The sequence below is a fragment of the Agrobacterium larrymoorei genome, from assembly GCF_013322225.1.
GTDB classification, from domain to species: Bacteria; Pseudomonadota; Alphaproteobacteria; order Rhizobiales; family Rhizobiaceae; genus Agrobacterium; species Agrobacterium larrymoorei_A.
Window position 1 is genome coordinate 74,321 of the sequence record NZ_JAAMFB010000010.1, and the last position, 24,583, is coordinate 98,903.

Consider the following 24,583-nt stretch of genomic DNA (forward strand, 5'->3'; position numbering starts at 1 on the left):
GGCGTCTGCCGGGTGCAGACAGCAAGACGGCGGCTCACAGGCCGCCGTGCTCTTCGCTAGATAATATTAGCAGGCTGGCTTTGCAATGCCGAGCACGCTTGGATTACTGGCTCTTCAACCGCTTGCGATGGATTTCCTCTGCATCGGGCAAAGCCTTTTCTGGCACACCGAAGATTTGGCCGGGCTCGATCAGGTCAGGATTTTTGATCTGCTCCTGGTTGGCGAGATAGATGGTGGTGTAGCGAACACCCTGGCCGTAAACGCGACGCGAGATTTGCCACAACGTATCGCCCCGACGGATGATGACGGTGCTGTCGCTATGCGCCAGCGGTGCCTGCTCGAATGTCTTTGGGCCAGAGGCGGCTGGGGCAGGAGACTGCGCAGGAGAGGCGGAACCGGAGGTGACCGATGCGGGTGCCGCCGCATTGAGCTCGGCCATGCGCGCCGTCAGATCGCCTATAGCCCTGCCAACCGCGGCCACATCATTGGGCAAGCCATCGACAGTATCAAGAACTGAGCGCGCCTTGGCGGCGATATCGTTGACGAAAGCTGTGAACGCGGCGTCGGCAGTTGCAGCCGTGCGGAATTCCGAAAGCGAACGAAGCGCGATGACGGTTGCTGATTTGGCCGCAGCAACTTCATCCAGTGCAGGCGTCTTTCCATCCTGATAAAGGTTGGAAAGAATACCGAAAGCCTTGGAGACTTCCGTGCGAAGGGCCTCGAATGCTGCCAGATCGCTGACGACCGCCGCCGAAGTCTGCGCGGTGGACGCGCCAGACGAAGGGGACGATGGCTCCTGCTGCATGGCAACGGTCGCCTGATCCGTTTCAGGTCGTGCGAATGGCACGCGAACGCGAACGGAAACATTGCCTGCGCCATCCAGCGCTTCCGCCGTGATGATGTGGTTGCCGACGGAAAGCTGGACATCGCCTTCTATGACGAAACTGCCGGACGCTTCTGCCCGTGCCTGCCCGATACGGGCGTCATCCACGAGAGCGCGAACCATTGTCCCTGCGGGGGCCGAGCCAGCGATGAATATCTTCGAGCCATCGAATTCCACAGCCGTGACACGGGTCGATGCGGTTTCAGCGGTGGCGGGAGCCGTTGGGGCGGACGTCGCAGCCGCATTATCAGGCTGGGGTGCCGCCGGTGTATGCAGGTCGGAGGGAGCGGCATCCGGCATGGCCAGAACCCGGCTTGCCTTGCCAGGTGTCGTCACCATGGCCAGCAATTCACCATTCTTCTCTTTCGGAACGGAAACGGTGGCTACGTCCCGAGATTCCGAAACCTTGCCGTCCTTGTTCGTGGAACGCAAAACAAGCTCGTGATCTCCCGGCGACAGAGGATTGTCGAGGACGGCTGCGAAATCGCCGCTGCTTTCGACAGGTGCCCTGGCGATGACCTGACCTTTATTGATGATTTCCAATTCCGAGCCCGGCTGTGCCTTGCCTGCGATGACGGCGGAGCCATCCGGCTCCACACGCAATACATCGAAGCTTGGAAGCTGCGCCGCATCGCCCTGCGGGGCGGCGGGAGTTGCGGGTGTTTGGGCCGCGGCTTCAGCAGGTGCTTCCGGTCTCGCCGCACCATCATCCGTTCCGGCGAACACGCCAGCCAGACGGCGCACCTGTGCCGCTGCCGCATTAGGATCCGTAGGCAGACCACGCAGGAAGGCCATTGCCCGTTCGGCAGCAGTGCGTGCGGTCGTGATCAACCGCGATGTGGTTTCATCGAGCGTTTCAGGAATATCGACATTGTTCAATTCCCGAAGCGAAGCTTCGACCTTTGCGCGAGCTGCGGCGAATTGCTCATTCGATGGAATAGTGTTGCCAGCAAAGAGCCCCGTCATTTCCTTGATGGACTGGGTTGCGGATTCCGCGAGACGACCAACCTTGTCGGCAATGGTTGCCGTTTCCTTCGCCGAATCTGAAAGCAGCTCGCCCGGCTTTTCGCCCTCGGTCTGGCCGCCATTCTGATTGCCGTTTGCCGCTTCGTTGGTTGCGTTTCCGGCGGGAATGTCATCGACCGACATGCGCGGCAAAACGAAGAAGACCATGAGTAGCGTTGCGACGCCAAGAACGATAAGCGCCAGCAATCCGGCCCTTTTGTTTTTCATCATGACTCTCCGGGTATATTTCTCGCAATATTATTGCCGAGCGATAGCGTTTTAGTGCCTGCCATACAAGCGTTCTCACGTTAAACGGGCCGGTTATGCAACCTCATTCCCCAAATTTTCTTGACGTAACTGGTCCCCCGTAGTTCGGTGCGGGGCATGACGAGTAAAAACCAATCGATTCGATCCATCTGTGTTTATTGCGGTTCTCAGCCAGGGCGCGATCCTGCCTACATGGAATCCGGCCGCGCACTTGGCAGGACCATTGCTGAAAACGGCATTCGCCTCGTCTATGGAGGCGGAACCAAGGGCATTATGGGTGCCGTTGCGAGCGGCGTTCTTGCTGCTGGTGGCGAGGTTACGGGCATCATACCCGAATTTCTCGTGGACATGGAAGCCACACGCCATTCCCTTGGCCAATTGAACGAACTTGTGATCACCAAGGACATGCATGAGCGCAAGCACATGATGTTTGAAAGATCGGATGCCTTCGTGACACTGCCGGGCGGGATCGGCACTCTGGAAGAGATCGTGGAGATCATGACCTGGGCGCAGCTTGGCCGCCATGCCAAGCCGATGGTCTTTGCAAACATCAACGGTTTCTGGGACCCGATGCTCGAACTGATCCGCCATATGCGCGATCAGGGCTTTATCCATCGGGCGCATCTGCTCAATCCGCTGGTGATCAGCGATATAAAGGACATCGTTCCGGCAGTCATCGAGCGCGCTGAGGCACAACAAAATCCCGAGGGCGATCCGTCGGTAATTTCGCAGTTATAGAACGCTTCTATTTAACGATGAAGCGCTCCAGAGGCTGAAGGCTTACCGTGTGTGCCTGCCTTTGAGCAGGCCTGGAACGGTGTAGATTATCAACGCCGACCATATCATGACGAAGGCGATCAGCCGCACTGTGTCGAAGGGTTCGCGGAACACGAAGATGGCGATCACGAAGATCATCGATGGCGCGATATATTGCATGATACCGATCGTCGAAAGTTTCAAAAGCTTTGCACCATTGCCGTAGAGTATCAACGGGATTGCCGTGATCAGGCCGCTGGCCGCGAGCAGCCATGTATCGCTGCTTGAGCCTCCCGCGAAATGGCCTTGGCCGGTGAAGGCGAGATAGATGATGAAGGCAAGGGCAGGCGGGGTTAGCAGCAGAACTTCCAGCAGGAAACCTTGCGTTGGTCCGATGGGCAGCGTCTTTCGGAAAAATGCGTAAAAACCCCAGGACACGGTGAGAGCGATTGCCACCCACGGCACGCCGCCGGCATTCCAGGTGAGCAGGGCGACGGCCAGCGCGACGAGAGAGATTGCAGCCATCTGAACGCGGCTCAGCTTCTCTTTCAGCAGGATTGCGCCCAGCATGATGCTGAACAAGGGATTGATGAAGTAACCGAGCGCCGCATCGAGCGCGTGGCCGGAGCCGATGGCCCAGATATAGATGCCCCAGTTCACACTTATGAGCGATGCCGTGAGGCAGGCCATGGCAAGCATTTTGGGGGTCGTCAGCGCCTGACGGATTTCCGCCGTGCGGCCCAGAACGATAAGAACGATCGCCGCAATCGGCACTGACCAGACCACGCGGTGTACGATGATCTCCAGAGGCGAAATATGCGCCACGGCCTTCATGTAAAACGGCAGAAACCCCCACAATACATAGGCTGTAAGAGCGTAAACGAAGCCACGCGCGCTATCGCCTGCCTGCGGAGCCTGAAGAGTAGGGTTCATTGCCATGGGACTTCTGCCAAACGGGTTGGGATATCACCGCAGTATTCCTGTTTGACGTTATATACCAATTCATTTCCGTGAAGCTTCCGATGAGAAAAGCTTCACATCGTTGAAACCTGGCATGAAGTGCGTGAATCGAACTGTAAGCCAAATCATTTAAATGGCTGGTAAGATTCGTGATTTGATGCGGTATCGGTTCTTCCAGGTGCTTGGCTTCCGGAAGCCGGTCTCAACCCCGGAGATGCTTGGGACAGGCCCGAGGGTGACGTCATAAGAGGCGAAGGCTTCGACTACTTCCCAGCAAATCTATCCGTTGCGCGGATCAACTGGTCGAGAATGCCCGGTTCACTCAGCGCATGGCCCGCCGCCTCGACGATATGGAAATCCGCTCTCGGCCAGGCCTTGGCTAGATCCCATGCGGTCTTGAGCGGGCAGGGCATATCGTAGCGACCATGCACGATGACCCCGGGAATGTCCTTCAGCTTGTGGGCATCGCGCAGGAGCTGGCCTTCTTCGAACCAGCCTGCATTGACGAAATAGTGGGTTTCGATGCGAGCGAAAGCGATGGCGTAATCAGCCTCGCCGAACGCATCCACCCTGTCCGGATCGGTCACCAGCGAAATGGTTGCGCCTTCCCATTGGCTCCATGCCTTGGCACATTCCAGTTTCTTGGCTTCGTCATGGCCGGTGAGGTAGCGATTGTAGCTGCGCATCATTTCGCCGCGTTCGGCTTCGGGAATGGGCGCGATAAACGTTTCCCAGCGATCCGGGTACATTTCCGAAACACCGAACTGGTAGTACCAGTCAAGTTCAGCCTTCGTCAGGGTGTATATGCCGCGCAGTACCAGCTCGCTAACGCGCTCCGGGTGGGTTTCGGCATAGGCGAGGGCAAGTGTCGAGCCCCATGAGCCGCCGAACACCTGCCATGTCTCAAAGCCGAATTTCTCGCGCAGCTTTTCCATGTCGGAGACAAGATGCCAGGTGGTGTTTGCTTCCAGACTGGCATGTGGCGTAGAGCGTCCGCACCCACGCTGATCGAAAAGGATCACGTCATAAAGGGCGGGGTCGAACACGCGGCGTTGCGTGGGATTGACGCCACCGCCGGGACCGCCATGCAGGAATACCGCAGGTTTCGCGCCTTCGGTGCCGACCCGCTCCCAGTAGATCGTGTGGCCGTCGCCTACGTCCAGCATCCCTGTTTCGAAGGGTTCGATTTCGGGATAGAAGCTGCGCAGGTCATTGGTCATGCTGTTTTTCCTGTGGTGGCCAGTCAATCGTATCATGGTCAGGGTGCTGCCTGTTCGTGATGGTCTGGCACGGATCTTTCTCAGCTTCAATCTCTGCGGGCAGATCGTCGAGCTCAGCCAGCCATTTCATTTTGCCGGTAAGATTAGACTGGGCCTCCGGCCTTATCCGCTGCGGTTCGTCGAGCGAACCAAGCGTGACGTTGATGAAATCGGTACCGGGAATATCGTAAAACAGCGGCGTGCCGCAGGCGCTGCAAAAACCCCTGCGCACATGATCGGACGAGTGGAACCAGGCCGGTGCGCCACGTGTGATCTGGAAGCGGTTTCGGCCACTTGCGCCCAGCGGCAGAAAATAATTGCCGGACGCTTTCTGACACATACGGCAGTGACAGACATGCGGATATCTGATGTCGCCGTCGATCCGGTAGCGCACTGCGCCACACTGGCAGCCGCCCGAAGGTGCCGCTGCGGCCATCAGTTCACATTGTCCTGAGGTGGCCAGACATCCGTGTCGTGGTCCGGATGCTGGTATGAAACGATGCTGGCCTCGTCCACGCTCTGCTGTACTTCGGGCTTGTCGAACAGCGCCTTGATCCAGGGCATCTGCAAGTGGGCATTGACCTGCACCTGCGGTTCGATCTGCTCCGGTTGATCGAAGGCGCCGATGGCGATCTCGACGCCGCCCGGGTGATGATAGGTCAGTGGTGTGCCGCATTTGTTGCAGAAACCGCGATGGATTTTTGCCGAGGAGCGGAAAAGGGTAGGCTGGCCGCGTGTCCAGGTCAGGTGCGCCTGATCGGCAGTGACGAGCGCGCCGAAGAAATTGCCGAAATGTTTCTGGCACATGCGGCAATGGCAGATGGATGGGCGGCCGAGCTTGCCCGCATGGAAACGCACCGCACCACATTGGCAGCCGCCTGAATATCCCGTTTCGCTCATCAGATCTTTCCCCTTGGCCATTCGGCTGTATCGTGGTCCGGATGCTGGTAGGAAACAAGATCGAAAATGAAACTTGCCGAGGTGAGATCAGCTTCTGTTTCTTCCGCTGGTAGCCGGTGCAGGCTATCAACGAAGCCGATCTTGTTTTCGACGCCCCATTGAATGACGGGTGGAATTGCGGATGGATCATCGAATGCACCCGCCGCAACCGCTATGCCATCCGGTGCTTCATAGGTCAGCGGGGTGCCACACTCGGCGCAGAAACCGCGCTTGACGTGGTTGGAGGACTGGAAGCGCTTCGGCTCACCGCGCGTCCACTCGAACATCTGTCCACGCACGGAAACCAGAGGCGCGTAATATGCACCGAACGCCTTCTGGCACATACGGCAATGACATATGGAGCTGTCTTTGAGCGTCCCTTCCACACGAAACCGCATCGCGCCGCATTGGCAGCCGCCTGTGTAGATGGTCATGACGCCCCTCCTATCCGTGTTTTGCGTCCATCCTAACTCACTTCGCCGCTGTTTGCGCGATCTTCGGGGCGGAGTTTTTATCGACCCTGACGACAACGGACATACCTGGCGAAAGCTCTGCTGCCATGGGCTGGTCGGGATCTATGGAAACCCGGACGCCGATACGCTGGGCAATTTTCACGAAGTTGCCAGTGGCATTGTCGGGCTTGATAACGGCAAATTCGGAACCCGCTGCTGGCGAAAAGCGCTCGACCGTGCCGTTGAGCTTGCGGCGGTGAAGGGCATCGACGGAAATGGTCACGGGCTGGCCGACTTCCATTCCGGCAAGCTGCGTTTCCTTGAAATTAGCCACCACCCATATTTCATGCGGCACGACCGCCATCAGCTGCGTGCCCGCCGTCACATATTGGCCGACACGAACGCCGACCTCACCGAGCTTGCCATCCCGCGGCGCATGGATTTCCGTGTTCTGAAGGTCGATCTTTGCCAGTTCCACCGAGGCTTGCGCATTGGCAACCGCGGCCTGAAGCGAACCGCGATTGACGATGATCGTCTGGAGGTCCTGACGCGCGACTTCCTGCGCGGCCTTCGCCTGTGAGAGGCCAGCGCGGGACTTGTCCAGATTGGCCTGCGCTTCTTCCTGAAGGCTGGACGTGCCGACACCGCTGCGGATGAGGTTATCCTGACGGTCCGCAGAGAGTTGGGCCTGTTTCAGGGAGGCTTCTGCGCTATCCACCGCCGCTTCGCTGGAGCGAATATTGGCGTTGGCGGCAATTTCCTGCTGGCGGGAGTTATCGAAGGCCGCCGTCTGGCTGGCGAGCGTCGCTTCGGCCTGCGCGAGCTTTTGTTTGAAAATGCGGTCATCGATCTTGGCCAGAAGGTCGCCTTGCTTGACCTCCTGATAATCCTTGACCGGAACATCCACCACGTAACCGCTAACCTGCGGGCTCATGGTCGTGACGTAACCGCGCACATAGGCGTTGTCGGTCATTTCCACGGCACTGGAGAAAGGCGGCAGGCGCCATGCGTAAAGCACCAGCGCAACACCGGCGATGCCGCCGAGAAGGACGATGAGAGTGAGAGGCGTGAAAATCTTCTTTAGCATTTTTAGGACTCTAAACGATCAGGATTGTGGGGTAGCGGCTGCATCTTGCCCGCTGACAAAAAGCGGCTTGATGCGCAACCACGCAAGATGGAGAAGCAGCATGGCAAGTGCCGCAGCAGCGCAAACTGAAATCAGCAAAAAGGTATCGTTATAGGCCAGAATATAGGCCTCGCGCGTCACCTGCTGGCCAAGCAGGCTCAAGCCTTCCGCCTTCAGCAGTGCCGGGTCATTGATGACGTGGCTGTAAACTGCCGAAAGCTGGCTGACACGCTGGGCCACCTGCGGATTTTGCAGAAGTATGCTTTCCACGAGAATATTGGAGTGGAATTTTTCCCGCAGCGTCACGAAGGAGCCGAGCAGCCCCGTTGTCAACATGGAACCTGTTATCTGCGTGAACAGGAAGATGGTAATGAAGTTGACGAGATAGGCCGGGCCTTTTGCCAAAGCCGCACCGAAGCCTTTTGCCATCACCGGCGGAAGGAACATGGCAGCGCCGAAGGCGATCATTGCCTGGCTCAGATACATCTGCTCCGGCCTCGTCAGGTTGGTCGAAGTGCTATCCATGAAAGCACCGAGCGCAATCGTGGACAAGGCGATGATATGCGCTGTCTCGACATATTTCGTCAGCATCAGCATAGCGCAGACCGCGCCGCCAAGGATGGTGGCCAGAATGATCAGCGCGTAAAGCCCCATCGTCTGGTCGTTGAGAATGCCGAGTTGCTGGTAAAGGCTGACGGCTGTCGAGGATTGCTCGGAAGAGACAGCACGGTAGATCAACAGGATCGCGATCAGATGCAGGTTCGTGCGCGAAAAGATCCAGCGCAGATCCAGCATCGGGTTCTTTCGCGGCAGTTCGATCAAGGTCATCATGGTCAACAGCGCTATGGAGGTCGCCAGCAGCACGCCAAGCCACCAGGTTTCGAACCACCAGTAAAACCGGCCAAGCGTGAGGAACACCGCCATGCAGCCCAGACCACCGGCGAAAAGCAAATAGCTTAGAATATCGAGACGCTCGATGACCTTTACGCGCGGGGGCGGGGTGAGCGGCAGCAAATAGATGATCGGTAGCACGGCAAGCGCCATGCCCACTTCCATGCTGTAAAGCGCCTGCCAGCCATCGATCTGCAAAAGCGTTGGCGAGATGATGCGCGCCAGCGGCGATGACAACAGCGTGCCGGTCAGCGCAATGCTTAGCCCCAGCGTCAGCTTGCGCTGCACCGGGAAGGCCTCAAGGATATAGAGAAAGCCGAGCGATGAGAGCGGTGCCGCCGCCATGCCGCTGACGAAGCGCACGACGATGGCCGAATGCAGGTCCGTCACGAAGAGATTGAGACAGGATGCAAACACGAAAGCGATGATGCTGATTTCCGCAAAGGGCCGCAGGCCATATTGCTGGCGCACCTTGAACAGCGCGATGGAGAAGGTGGCATAGGGCGCCATATAGGCCGCCGAAAGCCAGGCGATTTCCGCCACCGTGCCGGAAAATTCTCCCTGCAACTGGTAGATATTGGCCATGACGATATTCATGCCCAGGCCCTGCGTAATGAAGAAGGCAAGACCGGCGCCGCAGTACATCAGCTTCTCAAGGAACGACTTTTCCGCAGGCTGAGGGGGTGCCGCAGGTACTTCCTGCTCCGGCTTTCTCGCCACGGCATCGTCATGAGGGACTTTTCCCAAAGGCGCTGCGGGCGTGCTTGATATCGCGTTACTCACGGCTGCACCTTTTCCCCGGAGAGGTTTTGCAGATTGCCCGTCAGACGCCTTACGACCTGCAGGGCTGCGCGGATTTCGTCCGTCGAAATATCCACCGCGATCTCGGCCCGCATGGCCTTGGCCTGCGCATCCACGTCCTCGAATGTATTGAGCCCGACTGGCGTCATATGAATCCGCTTCGCCCTCCGGTCCGTTTCGTCAGAACGCCGTTCGATGAGATTTTGTTTCTCCATGGCATCCAGCAAACGCACCAGCGTCGGCGTTTCTATTTCCAGCTCTTCGGCAAGCTCTTTTTGTGTGAGGGAGCCTCGGCGCGAAAGCGCGAACAATGTGCGCGCACGCGCCAGCGTCAGCCCCTTCTCAGCCACCCGCGCATCGAAAAACGAGCGGAGCTTGCGATTGAAGGCAGCCATCTCATCGAAGAGCTGTTCTTTCTCCGTCGCCCTGGACAATGTAATCGCGCCTTATAATTAGTGTGCTATCTATATTCAGCCTATCTATTTTTATTTTTGATGAAATTCAAGATGGTTTCGCTGATTGGCAGCTATGCCGTAAAATCATGCCACCGACGGAGTGATTCGCGAAACGCGTCATAAACTCCGCCGAGCCCGCCTGTGGATTAGTGGGGACAACCCCGAATGTGATGCAGCCCACCTCTCTTTAGGTGAGCCCGTTTGCCACTGTTGCCGCAATGTCATTGACGCAAGCGCCCGGACGCTTCAAACCGGCAGGCTTGCAAAACATAAGAAGGCTTGAAGGGAGATCACGCAAACCATGAACGACGCCGTGAGAAAGATCACCCCCGCCCCGGCTGCAGAGCCGCTCTACCGCGAGGCACCGAACAATATCGAGGCCGAGCAGGCGCTGCTGGGTGCCATCCTCGTCAACAATGACGCCTATTACCGCGTTTCCGACTTTCTGAAGCCGGTTCATCTCTATGAGCCGCTGCATCGCAAGATTTTCGAGGTCGCGGGCGATATCATTCGCATGGGCAAAACTGCCAATCCGGTCACGATCAAGACCTTCCTTCCGGCGGATGAGAAGGTTGGCGATCTGACCGTTGCGCAGTATCTCGCGCGCCTGGCCGCCGAAGCCGTATCGATCATCAATGCCGAGGATTATGGCCGCGCCATCTACGATCTGGCCCTGCGCCGCGCGCTGATCCAGATCGGTGAGGATGTCGTCAACATCGCCTATGACGCGCCGCTCGACATGCCGCCGCAGGCGCAGATCGAAGACACCGAGCGCCGCCTGTTCGAGCTTGCTGAAACGGGCCGTTATGATGGCGGCTTCCAGTCTTTCAACGATGCCGTTGCACTTGCCATCGACATGGCGGGCGCAGCGTTTGAGCGTGACGGAAACCTTTCGGGCATTTCCACCGGCATCCACTCGCTGGATGGCCGCATGGGCGGCTTGCAGCGTTCCGACTTGATCGTACTTGCGGGTCGTCCGGGTATGGGCAAGACCTCGCTCGCCACCAACATCGCCTATAATATTGCCGCTTCCTACGAGCAGGAAGTGCAGCCGGATGGCTCGTTCAAGGCGAAGAACGGTGGCGTCGTCGGCTTCTACTCACTCGAAATGTCGTCCGAACAGCTGGCAACCCGTATCATTTCCGAACAGACGGAAGTGTCGTCCTCGAAGATTCGCCGTGGTGAAATCACCGAGTCCGATTTCGAAAAGCTCGTCGCCTGCTCGCAGATGATGCAGAAAGTGCCGCTCTACATCGACCAGACCGGTGGTATTTCCATCGCCCAGCTTTCCGCCCGCGCACGCCGCCTCAAGCGCCAGCGTGGCCTCGATTGTCTAGTGGTGGACTATATTCAGCTGATGACCGGTTCCGGCAAGGGCGGCGAAAACCGCGTGCAGGAAATCACCCAGATCACCACCGGCCTGAAAGCGCTAGGCAAGGAACTCAACGTTCCGATCATCGCGCTCTCACAGCTTTCCCGTCAGGTGGAAAGCCGCGAAGACAAGCGTCCCCAGCTCTCCGACCTTCGTGAATCGGGCTCGATCGAGCAGGACGCCGACGTGGTGCTCTTCGTGTTTCGTGAGGAATATTACGTCAAGAACATGGAGCCACGCGACCCGGCAGACCCGAAATACGCCGAGTGGGAGCAGCATTTCGACAAGGTCAAAGGCACGGCAGACGTCATCATCGCCAAGCAGCGTCACGGACCGACCGGCACCGTGAAACTCGCCTTCCAGTCCGAATTCACCCGCTTCGCAGACTTGGCCGACCCTTCATTTACGCAATACGAAGAACATTGATTTCTCGAAGCCCCAATCCTCGTCGGAATGGGACTTTCTTTTTAAGAGGTCAGTTGCGGCGGTTTAAAAATCAATTTCGCAAGGACTCTCTAAGCGCCCTTCTCCCGGCCGCCTGAAACAGTGTGTAAAGACCAAGTTTATCCCGACCCGTCATGACCCACTCCCACAAAGCTGATAGACAAGCTTCAAGTTGATAATGGGTTGAAAACAATGACAGACGAGTTCGACGACGGCTTTTCCGAAATGGATACAGATGCATTCGACACTGCGCCGCTACGGCTGACGGTCGATCTCGGCGCACTTACGAATAACTGGCTTGACATGAAGCGTCGCTCCGGCAAGGCGCGTACCGCAGCCGTTGTGAAGGCAGACGCCTATGGCATGGGTATCGAAGACTGCGGCTCTACTCTTTATCACGCGGGCGCGCGTGACTTCTTCGTCGCCACCGTTTCGGAAGGTGTCACGCTTCGCTCCCATGCGCCGGAAGCGCGCATATTCGTTCTCTCCGGTATTTGGCCGGGGCAGGAGCGCGATGTCTTCGCGAATGATCTCGTGCCGGTCATTGCTTCTCAAGAGCAACTGTCTTTCTGGATGAGCGCGTTGGCCGACCGGGGTGATCACCCGTTCGCTTTGCATGTCGACACGGGCTTCAACCGGCTCGGCCTTCCGCTGGAAGATGCGCTTTATCTGGCCGACGATCCGACCCGCCCGGCAAGCTTCGATCCCGTTCTGGTCATGTCTCACCTCGCCAGCGCCGATACGCCGTCTTCACCCATGAACAAGGTGCAGCTTGAGGCATTCCGAAACGTCAGCAAGGCATTTGAAGGCGTGGAAGCAAGCCTCTCTGCGTCAGCCGGCATCTGGCTCGGCTCAGACTACCATTTTGATCTGACACGGCCCGGCATCGCTCTCTACGGAGGTGAGGCTGTCAGTGACATGAAAAATCCGATGCGTCCTGTCGCGAAAGCAGAGGCGCGGATCATTCAGATTCGTGAGGCGGGTGAGGGCCAGACCGTGAGCTACGGCGGCACCTACACATTGAAGCGAAAAAGCCGGCTCGCCATCGCTGCCGTTGGCTACGCAGATGGCTATCATCGCTCTCTCTCCGGCTCCGGTATTCCGCTCCGCGACATGGGACGCGGCGGCGCGGAAGGTTTCATCAATGGATACAGGGTGCCGGTGGCCGGTCGCGTGACGATGGACCTGACCATCTTCGATGTTACCGATGTGCCTTATAACGCGGTTCGGGCCGGCGACTATATCGAGTTGTTTGGACCGAATGTCTTGGTCGATGAGGTTGCGCGCGCAGCAGGGACTATTGGTTATGAAATGTTCACCGGCCTTGGCTTGCGCTACGAGCGCCAGTATCTGATCGAAGACGAATAGTCTTCTCGGGCTCTTGGAAAGCAAGACGCCATTATGCTATACGAGAACAAAACGAGATCGACTTGCCTTTTTGGAGGTGGATGGACGATAGCCTGCGCGCTACGGGGCGCGGCCTTAACGCCTTCTTTCCAAGGGATTAGAGAAGAAGACTGACAATTCATGGCCAAAGCCAAGACTCAATTCGTGTGCCAGAACTGCGGCACAGTCCACAACCGCTGGGCAGGAAAATGCGAAGGCTGCGGTGAGTGGAATACCATAGTCGAAGAAGACCCGATGGGAGGTATCGGCTCCGGTCCCGGCAAGACGCCGAAGAAGGGGAGGCCGGTTACGCTCACCTCATTATCGGGTGAAATCGAGGAAGCACCGCGCATTCCAACGGGTATGAGCGAACTCGACCGGGCGACCGGTGGCGGCTTCGTACGGGGTTCTGCGGTCTTGATCGGCGGCGATCCGGGTATCGGGAAGTCCACGCTGCTGATGCAGGCAGCGGCTGCGCTATCTCGGCGTGGTCATCGGGTCATCTATGTTTCCGGTGAAGAAGCTGTCGCGCAGGTGCGGCTTCGCGCCCAGCGCCTTGGAGCGGCGGAAACCGACGTGCTGCTTGCGGCAGAAACCAATGTCGAAGATATTCTGGCAACGATTTCCGAAGGTAAGCGGCCCGATCTCGTCATCATCGATTCCATCCAGACGTTGTGGAGCGACACCGCTGATTCTGCGCCAGGAACGGTGACGCAGGTTCGTACCGGCGTTCAGGCCATGATCCGCTTTGCCAAACAGACTGGCGCGACCATGGTGCTGGTTGGTCACGTTACCAAGGAAGGCCAGATCGCAGGTCCGCGCGTCGTGGAGCATATGGTCGATGCGGTGCTTTATTTCGAAGGGGATCGGGGTCACCACTACCGGATACTGCGTACCGTCAAGAACCGCTTCGGCCCGACCGATGAAATCGGTGTATTCGAAATGTCGGACAAGGGTCTTCGAGAGGTCTCCAATCCTTCCGAACTGTTCCTCGGCGAGCGCAATGAGAAGTCGCCTGGCGCTGCGGTCTTTGCGGGCATTGAAGGAACGCGCCCTGTGCTGGTTGAAGTACAGGCGTTGGTGGCGCCAACGTCTCTTGGAACGCCACGTCGCGCAGTCGTCGGCTGGGACTCCTCGCGTCTCGCGATGATTCTCGCCGTGCTGGAAGCGCATTGCGGCGTGAAACTCGGCCAGCATGACGTTTATTTGAATATCGCTGGCGGATATCGCATTTCTGAACCCGCAGCGGATATGGCTATAGCCTCTGCACTGGTTTCGTCGCTTGCCGGTATTGCCCTGCCTGCCGATTGCGTCTATTTCGGCGAAGTCAGCCTGTCGGGCGCGGTAAGGCCGGTTTCACAAACGGGACAGCGGTTGAAAGAGGCTGAAAAATTGGGTTTTTCTGCCGCATTTCTGCCCTCTGCTTCTGCGGAACTGCCGAAGGCCGCAAAAAGTCGCTGGACGGAAATTGAAAGCCTGCCAGATCTGGTGGCGCGCATCGCAGGTTCCGGCAACCGTTTCAGGCAGGTTGAGGAAGACGAATAATGATCCTTTCACTGCTTACCCGGCTAGTGTATGAGGATCGCAAATTGGCACAGTGGCTCTCCTCTGAGTGCCGCGACCTCCGGAGTTGGTAAATGCCCATTACGATTTTCGACGGTATTGTTCTTGCCGTTGTACTTTTCTCCGCCCTTCTCGCCATGGTGCGGGGGTTCTCGCGTGAAATCCTGTCGATCGCGAGCTGGGTCGGTTCCGTCGCTGCGGCGTACTACCTCTATCCACTGCTGCTGCCCTATGCACGCAACTACACCGATGACGACAAAATCGCGATCGCGGGCTCTGCCGGTCTCGTTTTCCTCGTCGCGCTGATCATCATCTCGTTCATCACATCGCGCATTGCGGATTTCATCATCGATAGCCGCATCGGCGCTCTGGATCGCACACTCGGCTTCCTGTTCGGCGCCGCGCGTGGCCTTCTGCTTCTCGTCGTTGCGGTCGCCTTCTGGAACTGGCTGGTGGACGTCAGAACGCAACCGGAATGGATCACGCAAGCCAAGTCGAAGCCGTTCCTTGATGGCATGGTGGGACGGCTTGAAGCGGTTCTGCCTGACGATATCGAGCCGCAAATTCGCGCCCGCATCCTCGGCAAGCCCACGGAAGCAACCACCGAGGCCGCACCTGCGGAAGAAGCTCCGGCAACAAATCCGCCGGCCACAAATAATTGACGCTGTGTCGCGCCTTGCAATACATGCAAGGCGCGCTATTTGTGCTAGATATTCAACATAGGCAGCAGACAGACCAAACTGGCAGAGAAAATCTCCAGGGCGGTTTTTGTTTTTGGCACTAAGCAAAGGCAAGCCGGATGAATGAGCCGCTTTCGCATTCCACGTTCAACGACATCATAGATGGCGATACCCTGCATGAAGAATGCGGCGTTTTCGGCATTCTCGGACATGCCGACGCGGCTGCCCTGACGGCTCTCGGCCTGCATGCTCTTCAGCATCGCGGACAGGAAGCAGCCGGTATCGTCTCCTTCGATGGCAAGCGTTTCCATCAGGAACGCCATATGGGGCTGGTTGGGGACCACTACACTAACCCAACCACGCTGGCCCGGCTTCCCGGTACGATATCCATCGGCCATACGCGCTATTCGACCACCGGCGAAGTGGCGATGCGCAACGTGCAGCCGCTGTTCGCGGAACTGGAAGAAGGCGGCATCGCCATTGCCCATAATGGCAACTTCACCAACGGCCTGACGCTGCGCCGCCAGATCATCGCCACCGGCGCAATCTGTCAGTCCACCTCCGACACGGAAGTCGTGCTGCATCTCATCGCCCGCTCGCGCCATTCATCCACTGCCGACCGTTTCATCGACGCAATCCGCCAGATGGAGGGTGGTTACTCCATGCTGGCCATGACGCGCACGAAGCTGATCGCTGCACGCGACCCCACGGGCATCCGTCCGCTTGTCATGGGCGAACTGGATGGCAAGCCGATTTTCTGCTCGGAAACCTGTGCCCTCGACATTATCGGCGCGAAGTTCGTGCGCGACGTGGAAAATGGCGAAGTCATCATCTGCGAAATCCAGCCGGATGGCTCGATCAGCATCGATGCCCGCAAACCATCGAAGCCTCAGCCAGAGCGCCTGTGCCTGTTCGAATATGTTTACTTCGCTCGCCCGGATTCCGTCGTGGGTGGCCGCAACGTCTATACGACGCGCAAGAACATGGGTGCGAACCTTGCCAGGGAAACCCCGCTCGACGCCGATGTCGTGGTGCCTGTGCCGGATGGTGGAACCCCAGCTGCTCTCGGCTTTGCGCAGGAAAGCGGTATTCCGTTTGAGTACGGCATTATCCGCAACCACTATGTCGGTCGTACCTTCATCGAGCCGACGCAGCAAATCCGCGCTTTCGGCGTGAAGCTGAAGCATTCTGCCAACCGCGCGATGATCGAAGGCAAGCGCGTGGTTCTGGTGGATGATTCCATCGTTCGCGGTACGACGTCGGTCAAGATCGTGCAGATGATCCGTGAAGCGGGTGCCAAGGAAGTGCACATCCGCGTTGCGAGCCCGATGATCTTCCACCCGGATTTCTATGGCATCGACACGCCGGATGCCGACAAGCTGCTGGCCAACCAGTACGCCGACGTGGACGCCATGGCTAAATATATTGGCGCGGACTCTCTCGCCTTCCTTTCCATCAACGGGCTCTACCGCGCCGTTGGTGGTGAAGATCGCAACAATGCCCGCCCACAATTCACCGATCACTACTTCACCGGTGAATATCCAACCCGCCTCTTGGACAAGAATGGCGAGTCCATGGGCAGCAAGATTTCCATGCTGGCCAGCAACGGCTAAGATGACTGTTAACCCGCCTGTGCAAAGCGCCGAGGCGGGTTTTATTTGTCGTTCGAGGAATGCGACTATCGGGCGTCTTGCCGCATGCTGGCCATGCCAGTAAAGGTCGCTCGACACCACATCATCTTCAGGGGGGATTATGACCATCGACCTTAAAGGCCGGATCGCACTCGTTACCGGCGCGTCGCGCGGTATCGGTTATTTTACGGCAGTCGAACTGGCCAAAGCCGGAGCCCATGTCATCGCCTGCGCACGTACCGTCGGCGGGCTTGAAGAACTGGATGATGCGATCAAGGCCGTGGGCGGTACGGCAACTCTCGTTCCCTTCGATCTCGCAGATATGAACGCCATCGATGCGCTCGGCGCTTCCATTCATGAGCGCTGGGGAAAACTCGATATCCTCGTTGCCAATGCGGGAATGCTCGGGGTCATTTCCCCTGTTGGACATATCGAAGCGAAGGTCTTCGAAAAGGTAATGAATATCAACGTCACCTCTACATGGCGTTTGATTCGCTCGGTCGAGCCGCTGTTGTTGAAGTCCGATGCCGGTCGTGCGCTTATCCTTTCCTCCGGTGCTGCCCATTCCTGTCGCCCGTTCTGGGGTGTTTATTCCACCTCCAAGGCTGCGGTCGAAGCCTTGGCCCGGACGTGGGCTGCCGAAACAGAGACGACGTCGCTTCGCGTCAACAGCATTAATCCGGGTGCCACGCGCACGGCCATGCGCGCGCAGGCCATGCCAGGGGAAGACCCTGCCACCGTTCCGCACCCGTCCGAAGTGGCAGAGGTCATGCTCCAGCTCGCTTCGCCCGACCTTACCGAGACTGGCAAGATTTATGTCGTGCGCGACCGGAAATTCGTGAGTTATCGCGCACCGGAGTAAGCTCCGCGCATTTTCGTTTGTGTCGCGACGCCCTTGACCAAAACGGCGCGCCGCTTCATAACGCAAGGTATGAAACTAACGATCTGTCTCTGCTGCTGAAACAATTTTTGCTGGTCTTTACGTCCGGCCAGATCGTTCTCGTCTCCCGCAAGGTCAAAAGCAGACAAACGCTCCGGTTGGGCCAATCTGGATACCCGAGGGAACATCAATGTCTGTGCGTTTGAAGCTTTACAACACGCTGACCCGCGAAAAATCCGAATTTAATCCCATCGATCCGAACAATGTCCGCATGTATGTCTGCGGCCCCACGGTTTATGACTTCGCCCATATCGGTAATGCTCGCCCGGTCATCGTGTTCGATGTGCTTTACCGGATGCTGAGACATGTTTACGGCGAAGACGGTGTTACCTATGCCCGCAACATCACGGATGTCGATGACAAGATCAATGCGCGCGCGTTGCGTGATTACCCGAACCTGCCATTGAACGATGCCATCCATGCCGTGACGGAAAAGACGGCGCAGCAGTTTCACGCGGACGTGGCGGAACTTGGCTGCCTTGGGCCGACGATAGAGCCCCGTGCCACCGACAATATTCCGCAGATGGTCGAGATTATCGAGCGTCTCATCGCGCGTGGTCATGCTTACGTGGCAAGCGGCGAAGTGTTGTTCGACACGAAATCGATGAGCGATTACGGCCAGCTTTCCAAGCGCCCGCTGGATGAGCAGCAGGCGGGTGCTCGTATTGCTGTCGATCAGCACAAGAAAAGCCCCGGCGACTTCGTGCTGTGGAAGCTTTCGAGCCACAACGAACCGGGCTGGGAAAGCCCGTGGGGGCGCGGTCGTCCGGGCTGGCATATCGAGTGCTCGGCCATGTCAGGCCGTTATCTCGGAGAGGTCTTCGATATTCATGGCGGCGGTCTTGACCTCATTTTTCCTCACCATGAAAACGAGATTGCCCAATCCCGTTGCGCCCACGGCACTCAGGTCATGGCCAATGTCTGGATGCATAATGGCTTCGTACAGGTCGAAGGTCGCAAGATGTCAAAGTCGGACGGCAACTTCGTGACGATCTACGATCTGCTGCACACTGAAACTTTCGGTGGCCGCAAATGGCCGGGCGAGGTCCTGCGGCTTGCGATGCTGATGACCCATTATCGTGAGCCTATCGATTTCTCAGTCAAGCGGCTGGAGGAGGCCGAGCGCGTTCTTAAGCGTTGGAACCTAATTGCTGAAGGCTACGATCCAACGCTGCCTCGAGAACTTGATACCGACGTTCTGGAAGCACTCTCTAACGACTTGGACACGCCAGCCGCGATTACGCGGTTGCACGCTCTAGCAAAGTTGTCAGAAGACTTTCCCGAAACTCTCGCAAACACGCTCATAATGCTGAATTTATATTGGCCTAGTAACAAATGGCCAAAGCCAGATTTATCACAATTTGCAATGGCGCCCATGTCCGATGCATCGGTATCAACCGCTGATGAGGCATTCGCAGCTGCAATGCAGTCTTTGATCGATATGCGTCTGGAAATGCTGAAGGCAAAGAACTTCGTGGAAGCGGACCGCATCCGCGAAGAGCTTTCAGCAAAGGGCATTCAGCTCAAGGACGGCAAGGATAAGGAAACTGGCGAACGCACGACGATGTGGGAGCTGAAGCGGTAACGACAACGGATCTCGATCGAGGACGGGCAGCAACAGCTGTTGTCATGAGCAAACCGATTTACGTCGAGGTCGCAGAGCGGTTCTGACCGTCCCAGCATTTGTCGGATAGAGATTTGAGGGCTCTGCTTGAAGGCCTCATTTATGCAAGCGCTATCGTAAACCGGCTTTCTTGCTAAACGCATAATCTATTGCAAAAACAAGAAACCCCGGATGTCGCCATCCGGGGTTCTTTTTGTGAGCCGTTGAAGCCCGCAAATATTACTCGTCGTCGCCGTCGAAGTCAGCGTCTGGATCGAAGAAGTCTTCTGGACGAAGAGCGTCTTCATCAACGCCGTAGATGGCGTCAGCGGAGGTGAGGCTTTCGCCCTTTGCCTGACGCTCGGCTTCTTCAGCGGAACGGGCAACGTTCAGTTCAACCTGAAGCTCGACTTCAGAGTGCAGGTGAAGCGTAACGTTGTGCAGACCGATGGTCTTGATCGGCGTGTTGAGTTCGACCTGGTTACGGCCGATGTTGAAGCCTTCTGCGCCGAGGATTTCAACAACGTCACGAGCGGCAACAGAGCCGTACAGCTGGCCGGTTTCGCCAGCGGAGCGAACGACGATGAAGCTCTTGCCTGCGAGAGCGTCAGCAACGGTCTGTGCTTCGGACTTGCGCTCAAGGTTACGAGCTTCGAGCGTTGCGCGCTCGTTTTCGAAGCGTGCCTTGTTGGTGGCGTTGGCGCGCAGCGCCTTGCCCTGTGGCAGCAGGAAGTTACGTGCGTAGCCGTCGCGAACCTTTACGGTTTCGCCCATCTGGCCAAGCTTTGCGATGCGTTCGAGAAGAATGACGTCCATCTTCTTGATCCTTTCTTATGGTTTGGTTTCGTTCGTTTTTTCAGTGTTCCGCGTGGGCGTGAGGGAGATCGTGCTGCGCACGTCGCTCAGGCCCAAGACGAGAATGATGAGCAGCGGAAACATAAAGATCGCTGACAGGTAGGCGAGGACGAGAACCGGCAGACGCCAGTCCTTGCCCTTGGAGCGATGATGCAGCGAGGCATAGCCCGCCATCAGGAATCCCGCTCCGAATGTTCCGCAGACGACAGCACCGATCATCGCGACCGTGCCGCCGAAAAACATCATGAGGATGCCTGCGAGAAAAATGAAGATCGCATTGCGATGCATGCGCAGGGCAGCGGAAATGTCCTCGCGGGGGCGAAGACCCTTGCCGAAGGAGCGCACCATGCGGCTTGCGAAATAATAAGCGGAGAACAGCAGGATAACCCACAGGCCACCCTGAATCATCGGCAGCATCAGCACCAGCAGCGACTTCGTCTGCGCAAGCGCTGTCGCATCCGGCGTAAAGGAAGGCTCGCGCGTCTGGACCGACGACATCATCAGGTCGACCATCTGCGAAACGAGATCAGGGCCGTAGCCGATCATCGTGCCGAGAATGATAACAGAAATGGTAATGAGTGCGCACAGATGCAGCACGATGCCGGACAGCGGATACCATGCCAGAAGATCGTCGGGACCGCCGAGTTCGGAAGCAGGCCGTGCGAGATTGGCAAGGTGGGAGAGCCAGCCAGCCGGGACCAGCGTAAAGATCGCGATCGTCACGGCAAAGAGCGGCGAAACAGCAATTGCGCCAAGGAAGCCAGCGGAAAGAACGGCGACGATGGCGGCAGCATTGCCCCAGCCGAGACCGGCAACGAGAACCGGCATGGCAGATGCAGCATAAAGCAGGAAGGACATCGACGACTGTGCCGTTGCGCCCAGCGTCAAAAACGCGGCGCATATGCCGGCAAGAATGCCGGAGATCAGCACTGTCTGGTTCAACTTCTGCACTTCGCTGTCCTGCTTTGATTTTTAGCAGTTAGAGGACCGTTCTTATGAACGTCGTCCCCAACATGGGGTTTGTTTTTTTCGATCCGCGCCCAACGCGAAAGGAAATTTTGACCCTCTGGTTTGGGACCAGAGGGTCAAAATAGCAAATTACGCTACTACGTAAGGCAGCAGGCCGAGGAAGCGTGCACGCTTGATCGCCTGAGCGAGTTCGCGCTGCTTCTTCTGGGAAACTGCAGTGATACGCGAAGGAACGATCTTGCCACGCTCAGAAATGTAGCGCTGCAGAAGACGAACGTCCTTGTAGTCGATCTTCGGAGCGTTAGCGCCGGAGAAAGGGCACGTCTTGCGACGGCGATGGAAAGGACGGCGTGCCTGGGAAGAGGATGCGTCAGCCATAATCAATTCTCCTTATGCACGGTCTTCGCGCGGACGGCGCGGACGGTCTTCACGGTCGCCGAAGCCACCTTCACGCGGTGCGCGTGGACCACGATCGCCACGGTCCGGACGGTCGCCGTCACGGCGTGGACGGTCGTCGCGGTCGCGCTTCTGCAACATTGCAGACGGGCCTTCTTCGTGGGCTTCAACAGCGATGGTCATGTAACGAAGAACGTCTTCGTTGATGCGCATCTGGCGCTCTACTTCATGGATGGCAGCCGCCGGAGCGTCGATGTCCATCAGAGCGTAGTGAGCCTTGCGGTTCTTCTTGATGCGGTATGTAAGGGACTTCAGACCCCAGTTTTCGACGCGTCCGACTTTACCGCCGAACGATTCGATAACGCCCTTGTACTGCTCGACAAGTGCGTCGACCTGCTGGGCAGTGATATCCTGCCGGGCAAGGAAGATGTGTTCGTAAAGAGCCATTGTAGCTTTTGCCTTTCTTGCGTTTCATTCATCACCCGGCAACGGCGCTAAGCCTCAACGACTGCTCTTGGCTGGCGAAGGCCAGAAGCAAGAAAAGCGTTGTTCGAGACGGTCGAGAGCGGAGACACGGGAGGCCGGAAAAACCTTATGGTTCCTGCTGTTTCGAGACCGAAACCAGCCCTCCGTTCAGCCACCAGCCATAAGACCGGGTGTTGTGAACAGCGCGCTTATACGGATTTTTGCTCGGAATGCAAGCGCGCCGCGTTAAAAAGCCGTTATCAGATCGGCATTGGATACTGACGATGAATGTCCGCGATGCCTTTCAGCACCTCCTCGGACAGCGTGATATCCGCCGCAGCAATAGCCGTCTTCAGCTGCTCCATCGTCGTGGCGCCGATGATCGATGAGGCGAGAAAAGGGCGCGTCAGCGTGAAAGCGATTGCCAGCTGAGCGGGATCGAGACCTTGCTCGTAGGCGAGTTCCAGATAGGCCTTTACCGGGGCTTCCTGCAAAGGTTGCAAGCGCCCGCCGATGTCCTTGTTGATGCTGCCGCGCGAGCCTTCGGGGCGTCCGCCATTCTGGTACTTACCAGTCAGAATACCACCAGCCAGCGGTGAATAGGCGAGCAGACCGACTTTTTCGTGATGCGCGACTTCCGAGAGATCGAGATCGAAATTGCGATAGAGGAGGTTATATTCATTCTGAATGGAGGCGACACGCGGCAGACCCTTGGCTTCGGCTATGTCTATGTACTTCTGCGTACCCCATGCGCTCTCGTTGGAAAGGCCGATGGCGCGGATTTTCCCGGCTTTCACCAGTTCGCCGAGTGTTTCCAACTTCTCGGTAATCTCGGCCAGCGTGCGCTGCGTATCCTGCCCGGACGAATCAAAGCCCCATGCGCCACGGAAATGGTATGTGCCCCGGTTTGGCCAATGAACCTGATAAAGATCGATATAATCCGTTTGCAGGCGCTGGAGGCTGGTATCGACCGCCTCACGGATGGACGCGGCATCGATGTCCCGCCCGCCGCGAATATAATCGCGTCCCGAACCGGCAACCTTGGTGGCAAGCACCACATCCTTGCGCTTGGCGCTCTTCTTGAACCATGTGCCGATGTATTCTTCGGTACGACCTTGCGTTTCGGCTGAAACTGGCGTGGTTGGATAAAGCTCGGCAGTGTCGAAGAAGTTCACGCCTTGCTCGAATGCGTAATCCATCTGTTCGTGGGCTTGCGCTTCCGTGTTCTGCGTGCCCCATGTCATGGTGCCGAGGCAGATTTCAGACACGGAGATATCCGTGCGGCCCAACGTCTTCTTTTTCATGGAAATGTCTCACTAAGCTTGGAAGGTGAGGGAAGACTAAAGCGGATTTCCCATTGCGCAAGGAAAAACATTCTCTTCAAACCTTGTGGAAGAGGTAGTTCAATCAAGGCGTAACCTGTCTCGAAAGCCCGCAAAGCCTTGACTTTGCGGGCGGGAATGTGAATGGAAAACCTAACAAGCGTAGGCAAGGCCGCAAAAGACGGCGAAAAAGGAAGGACGCATCCATGGCTATTGCATTCACATTTCCCGGTCAGGGCAGCCAGGCTGTCGGCATGGGCAAGGATCTGGCCGAGGAATTTGCTGAAGCTCGCGCCGTTTTTGAAGAAGTCGATGAAGCGCTAGGCCAGAAGCTTTCCGACATCATGTGGAACGGGCCGGAAGAAACGCTGACGCTGACGGCAAACGCCCAGCCAGCTCTGATGGCCGTTTCCATGGCCGTCATTCGCGTGCTGGAAGCCCGTGGCCTCAAGCTTGCCGACAAAGTTTCCTATGTCGCTGGTCATTCGCTGGGCGAATATTCGGCGCTCTGTGCTGCCGGAACGTTTTCGCTTTCCGATACCGCCCGCCTTCTTCGCATCCGTGGCAATGCCATGCAGGCTGCCGTGCCGGTGGGTGAGGGCGCGATGGCGGCTATCATCGGCCTCGAACATGGCGATGTCGCCGCGATTTGCGTGGAAGCCTCTGAAGGCAGCGTCTGCCAGATCGCCAACGACAATGGCGGTGGCCAGCTGGTGATTTCCGGTGCGAAGCCCACCGTTGAAAAGGCCGCCCGATTTGCGACCGACAAGGGCGCAAAGCGCGCTTTGATGCTACCCGTTTCCGCACCTTTCCATTCTGCATTGATGGCGTCTGCCGCAGAGGCCATGCGTGAAGCACTGGCAACCGTGGAAAAGAAGAGCCCTGTCGTTCCGGTCGTCGCCAATGTGCGTGCTGCCCCGGTTTCGGATGCCGGTGAAATTGCCGCGCTGCTGGTGGAGCAGGTGACGGGTCAGGTTCGCTGGCGTGAAACTGTAGAGTGGTTCGCCGCCAATGATGTTACGACGCTTTATGAAATCGGCTCCGGCAAGGTGCTGACGGGTCTCGCTCGCCGTATCGACAAGACCATCAACGGTATTGCCGTCAATACGCCTGCCGATATCGATACCGCACTTCAGACCCTTCTCGGCTGATCTTCTTTATAG

At 57.5% G+C, this 24,583-nt stretch carries 23 protein-coding genes; 9 read left to right on the forward strand and 14 right to left on the reverse strand.

The features are described from left to right. Positions 1-103: 103 nt before the first annotated feature. On the reverse strand, positions 104-2,116 hold the full coding sequence (locus G6L28_RS05200) for a LysM peptidoglycan-binding domain-containing protein (protein ID WP_174062734.1): 2,013 nt from the start codon (positions 2,114-2,116) through the stop codon (positions 104-106). 156 nt (positions 2,117-2,272) lie between these two features. Here G6L28_RS05200 and G6L28_RS05205 point away from each other — a divergent pair, with 156 nt between their 5' ends. Next, positions 2,273-2,893 carry a TIGR00730 family Rossman fold protein gene (locus tag G6L28_RS05205; protein ID WP_174062735.1) on the forward strand — a complete coding sequence of 207 codons (621 nt, stop codon included), beginning with the start codon at positions 2,273-2,275 and terminating at the stop codon, positions 2,891-2,893. Positions 2,894-2,935: 42 nt separating this feature from the next. On the opposite strand, the gene rarD is transcribed toward G6L28_RS05205, so the two are convergent. The 8 genes from rarD to G6L28_RS05245 form a co-directional block, all read right to left on the reverse strand. Beyond that, complete coding sequence (gene rarD / locus G6L28_RS05210; RefSeq protein WP_174062736.1) at positions 2,936-3,850, reverse strand: EamA family transporter RarD; 915 nt, start codon at positions 3,848-3,850, stop codon at positions 2,936-2,938. A 284-nt stretch (positions 3,851-4,134) separates the two neighbouring features. After that, positions 4,135-5,091: a prolyl aminopeptidase gene (gene pip / locus G6L28_RS05215; protein ID WP_174062737.1), complete on the reverse strand. Its 957-nt coding sequence runs from the start codon at positions 5,089-5,091 to the stop codon at positions 4,135-4,137. Beyond that, positions 5,081-5,566 carry a GFA family protein gene (locus G6L28_RS05220; RefSeq protein ID WP_174062738.1) on the reverse strand — a complete coding sequence of 162 codons (486 nt, stop codon included), beginning with the start codon at positions 5,564-5,566 and terminating at the stop codon, positions 5,081-5,083. The genes pip and G6L28_RS05220 overlap by 11 nt, the downstream gene beginning before the upstream one ends. Next, entirely contained in the window at positions 5,566-6,030 is a 465-nt protein-coding gene (locus G6L28_RS05225; RefSeq protein WP_174062739.1) for a GFA family protein, read from the reverse strand. Before G6L28_RS05225 ends, G6L28_RS05220 begins: the two co-directional genes overlap by 1 nt. After that, positions 6,030-6,503 carry a GFA family protein gene (locus G6L28_RS05230; RefSeq protein ID WP_174062740.1) on the reverse strand — a complete coding sequence of 158 codons (474 nt, stop codon included), beginning with the start codon at positions 6,501-6,503 and terminating at the stop codon, positions 6,030-6,032. Before G6L28_RS05230 ends, G6L28_RS05225 begins: the two co-directional genes overlap by 1 nt. 37 nt (positions 6,504-6,540) lie before the next feature. After that, entirely contained in the window at positions 6,541-7,608 is a 1,068-nt protein-coding gene (locus G6L28_RS05235; protein ID WP_174062741.1) for an HlyD family secretion protein, read from the reverse strand. 18 nt (positions 7,609-7,626) lie between these two features. Further along, on the reverse strand, positions 7,627-9,183 hold the full coding sequence (locus G6L28_RS05240; RefSeq protein WP_174062902.1) for an MFS transporter: 1,557 nt from the start codon (positions 9,181-9,183) through the stop codon (positions 7,627-7,629). A 134-nt stretch (positions 9,184-9,317) separates the two neighbouring features. Next, complete coding sequence (locus G6L28_RS05245) at positions 9,318-9,773, reverse strand: MarR family winged helix-turn-helix transcriptional regulator (protein ID WP_174062742.1); 456 nt, start codon at positions 9,771-9,773, stop codon at positions 9,318-9,320. Positions 9,774-10,095: 322 nt separating this feature from the next. Between G6L28_RS05245 and G6L28_RS05250 the strand changes: the two genes are divergently transcribed. From G6L28_RS05250 to cysS, 7 genes are all read left to right on the forward strand, one after another. After that, positions 10,096-11,592, forward strand: coding sequence for a replicative DNA helicase (locus tag G6L28_RS05250; RefSeq protein ID WP_174062743.1), 1,497 nt, complete (start codon positions 10,096-10,098; stop codon positions 11,590-11,592). Between the two features lie 210 nt (positions 11,593-11,802). Beyond that, positions 11,803-12,978 (forward strand): alanine racemase, encoded by a 1,176-nt coding sequence (gene alr / locus G6L28_RS05255; protein ID WP_174062744.1) that lies wholly within the window; start codon positions 11,803-11,805, stop codon positions 12,976-12,978. 159 nt (positions 12,979-13,137) lie between these two features. Then, positions 13,138-14,541: a DNA repair protein RadA gene (radA, locus tag G6L28_RS05260; protein ID WP_174062745.1), complete on the forward strand. Its 1,404-nt coding sequence runs from the start codon at positions 13,138-13,140 to the stop codon at positions 14,539-14,541. Between the two features lie 92 nt (positions 14,542-14,633). Beyond that, a complete protein-coding gene (locus G6L28_RS05265; protein ID WP_174062746.1) occupies positions 14,634-15,221 on the forward strand; it encodes a CvpA family protein in 588 nt (195 codons plus the stop codon). A 137-nt stretch (positions 15,222-15,358) separates the two neighbouring features. Further along, a complete protein-coding gene (gene purF, locus G6L28_RS05270) occupies positions 15,359-16,852 on the forward strand; it encodes an amidophosphoribosyltransferase (protein WP_174062747.1) in 1,494 nt (497 codons plus the stop codon). A 139-nt stretch (positions 16,853-16,991) separates the two neighbouring features. Then, positions 16,992-17,732, forward strand: a complete 741-nt coding sequence (locus G6L28_RS05275; RefSeq protein WP_174062748.1) for an SDR family NAD(P)-dependent oxidoreductase — start codon at positions 16,992-16,994, stop codon at positions 17,730-17,732. A 208-nt stretch (positions 17,733-17,940) separates the two neighbouring features. Beyond that, positions 17,941-19,395: a cysteine--tRNA ligase gene (cysS, locus tag G6L28_RS05280; RefSeq protein ID WP_174062749.1), complete on the forward strand. Its 1,455-nt coding sequence runs from the start codon at positions 17,941-17,943 to the stop codon at positions 19,393-19,395. 258 nt (positions 19,396-19,653) lie between these two features. Here cysS and rplI read toward each other — a convergent pair whose 3' ends face one another. From rplI to G6L28_RS05305, 5 genes are all read right to left on the reverse strand, one after another. After that, positions 19,654-20,229, reverse strand: coding sequence for a 50S ribosomal protein L9 (gene rplI, locus G6L28_RS05285; RefSeq protein ID WP_174062750.1), 576 nt, complete (start codon positions 20,227-20,229; stop codon positions 19,654-19,656). Positions 20,230-20,244: 15 nt separating this feature from the next. Further along, on the reverse strand, positions 20,245-21,219 hold the full coding sequence (locus G6L28_RS05290; RefSeq protein ID WP_174062751.1) for a DUF2232 domain-containing protein: 975 nt from the start codon (positions 21,217-21,219) through the stop codon (positions 20,245-20,247). A 147-nt stretch (positions 21,220-21,366) separates the two neighbouring features. Continuing rightward, positions 21,367-21,615, reverse strand: coding sequence for a 30S ribosomal protein S18 (rpsR, locus tag G6L28_RS05295; protein ID WP_003502063.1), 249 nt, complete (start codon positions 21,613-21,615; stop codon positions 21,367-21,369). Between the two features lie 12 nt (positions 21,616-21,627). Next, positions 21,628-22,080: a 30S ribosomal protein S6 gene (rpsF, locus tag G6L28_RS05300; RefSeq protein WP_174062752.1), complete on the reverse strand. Its 453-nt coding sequence runs from the start codon at positions 22,078-22,080 to the stop codon at positions 21,628-21,630. A gap of 278 nt (positions 22,081-22,358) precedes the next feature. Next, on the reverse strand, positions 22,359-23,402 hold the full coding sequence (locus tag G6L28_RS05305) for an aldo/keto reductase (RefSeq protein WP_174062753.1): 1,044 nt from the start codon (positions 23,400-23,402) through the stop codon (positions 22,359-22,361). A 224-nt stretch (positions 23,403-23,626) separates the two neighbouring features. Here G6L28_RS05305 and fabD point away from each other — a divergent pair, with 224 nt between their 5' ends. Further along, positions 23,627-24,571 (forward strand): ACP S-malonyltransferase, encoded by a 945-nt coding sequence (gene fabD / locus G6L28_RS05310; protein WP_174062754.1) that lies wholly within the window; start codon positions 23,627-23,629, stop codon positions 24,569-24,571. Positions 24,572-24,583 lie beyond the last annotated feature (12 nt).

Bases quoted from the DNA above. Each gene is read 5' to 3' on its own strand.
- G6L28_RS05200 (WP_174062734.1), bottom strand. From the start codon at position 2,116: ATGAAAAACAAAAGGGCCGGATTGCTGGCGCTTATCGTTCTTGGCGTC.
- G6L28_RS05205 (WP_174062735.1), top strand. From the start codon at position 2,273: ATGACGAGTAAAAACCAATCGATTCGATCCATCTGTGTTTATTGCGGT.
- rarD (WP_174062736.1), bottom strand. From the start codon at position 3,850: ATGGCAATGAACCCTACTCTTCAGGCTCCGCAGGCAGGCGATAGCGCG.
- pip (WP_174062737.1), bottom strand. From the start codon at position 5,091: ATGACCAATGACCTGCGCAGCTTCTATCCCGAAATCGAACCCTTCGAA.
- G6L28_RS05220 (WP_174062738.1), bottom strand. From the start codon at position 5,566: ATGGCCGCAGCGGCACCTTCGGGCGGCTGCCAGTGTGGCGCAGTGCGC.
- G6L28_RS05225 (WP_174062739.1), bottom strand. From the start codon at position 6,030: ATGAGCGAAACGGGATATTCAGGCGGCTGCCAATGTGGTGCGGTGCGT.
- G6L28_RS05230 (WP_174062740.1), bottom strand. From the start codon at position 6,503: ATGACCATCTACACAGGCGGCTGCCAATGCGGCGCGATGCGGTTTCGT.
- G6L28_RS05235 (WP_174062741.1), bottom strand. From the start codon at position 7,608: ATGCTAAAGAAGATTTTCACGCCTCTCACTCTCATCGTCCTTCTCGGC.
- G6L28_RS05240 (WP_174062902.1), bottom strand. From the start codon at position 9,183: ATGTACTGCGGCGCCGGTCTTGCCTTCTTCATTACGCAGGGCCTGGGC.
- G6L28_RS05250 (WP_174062743.1), top strand. From the start codon at position 10,096: ATGAACGACGCCGTGAGAAAGATCACCCCCGCCCCGGCTGCAGAGCCG.
- alr (WP_174062744.1), top strand. From the start codon at position 11,803: ATGACAGACGAGTTCGACGACGGCTTTTCCGAAATGGATACAGATGCA.
- radA (WP_174062745.1), top strand. From the start codon at position 13,138: ATGGCCAAAGCCAAGACTCAATTCGTGTGCCAGAACTGCGGCACAGTC.
- G6L28_RS05265 (WP_174062746.1), top strand. From the start codon at position 14,634: ATGCCCATTACGATTTTCGACGGTATTGTTCTTGCCGTTGTACTTTTC.
- purF (WP_174062747.1), top strand. From the start codon at position 15,359: ATGAATGAGCCGCTTTCGCATTCCACGTTCAACGACATCATAGATGGC.
- G6L28_RS05275 (WP_174062748.1), top strand. From the start codon at position 16,992: ATGACCATCGACCTTAAAGGCCGGATCGCACTCGTTACCGGCGCGTCG.
- cysS (WP_174062749.1), top strand. From the start codon at position 17,941: ATGTCTGTGCGTTTGAAGCTTTACAACACGCTGACCCGCGAAAAATCC.
- rplI (WP_174062750.1), bottom strand. From the start codon at position 20,229: ATGGACGTCATTCTTCTCGAACGCATCGCAAAGCTTGGCCAGATGGGC.
- rpsR (WP_003502063.1), bottom strand. From the start codon at position 21,615: ATGGCTGACGCATCCTCTTCCCAGGCACGCCGTCCTTTCCATCGCCGT.
- rpsF (WP_174062752.1), bottom strand. From the start codon at position 22,080: ATGGCTCTTTACGAACACATCTTCCTTGCCCGGCAGGATATCACTGCC.
- G6L28_RS05305 (WP_174062753.1), bottom strand. From the start codon at position 23,402: ATGAAAAAGAAGACGTTGGGCCGCACGGATATCTCCGTGTCTGAAATC.
- fabD (WP_174062754.1), top strand. From the start codon at position 23,627: ATGGCTATTGCATTCACATTTCCCGGTCAGGGCAGCCAGGCTGTCGGC.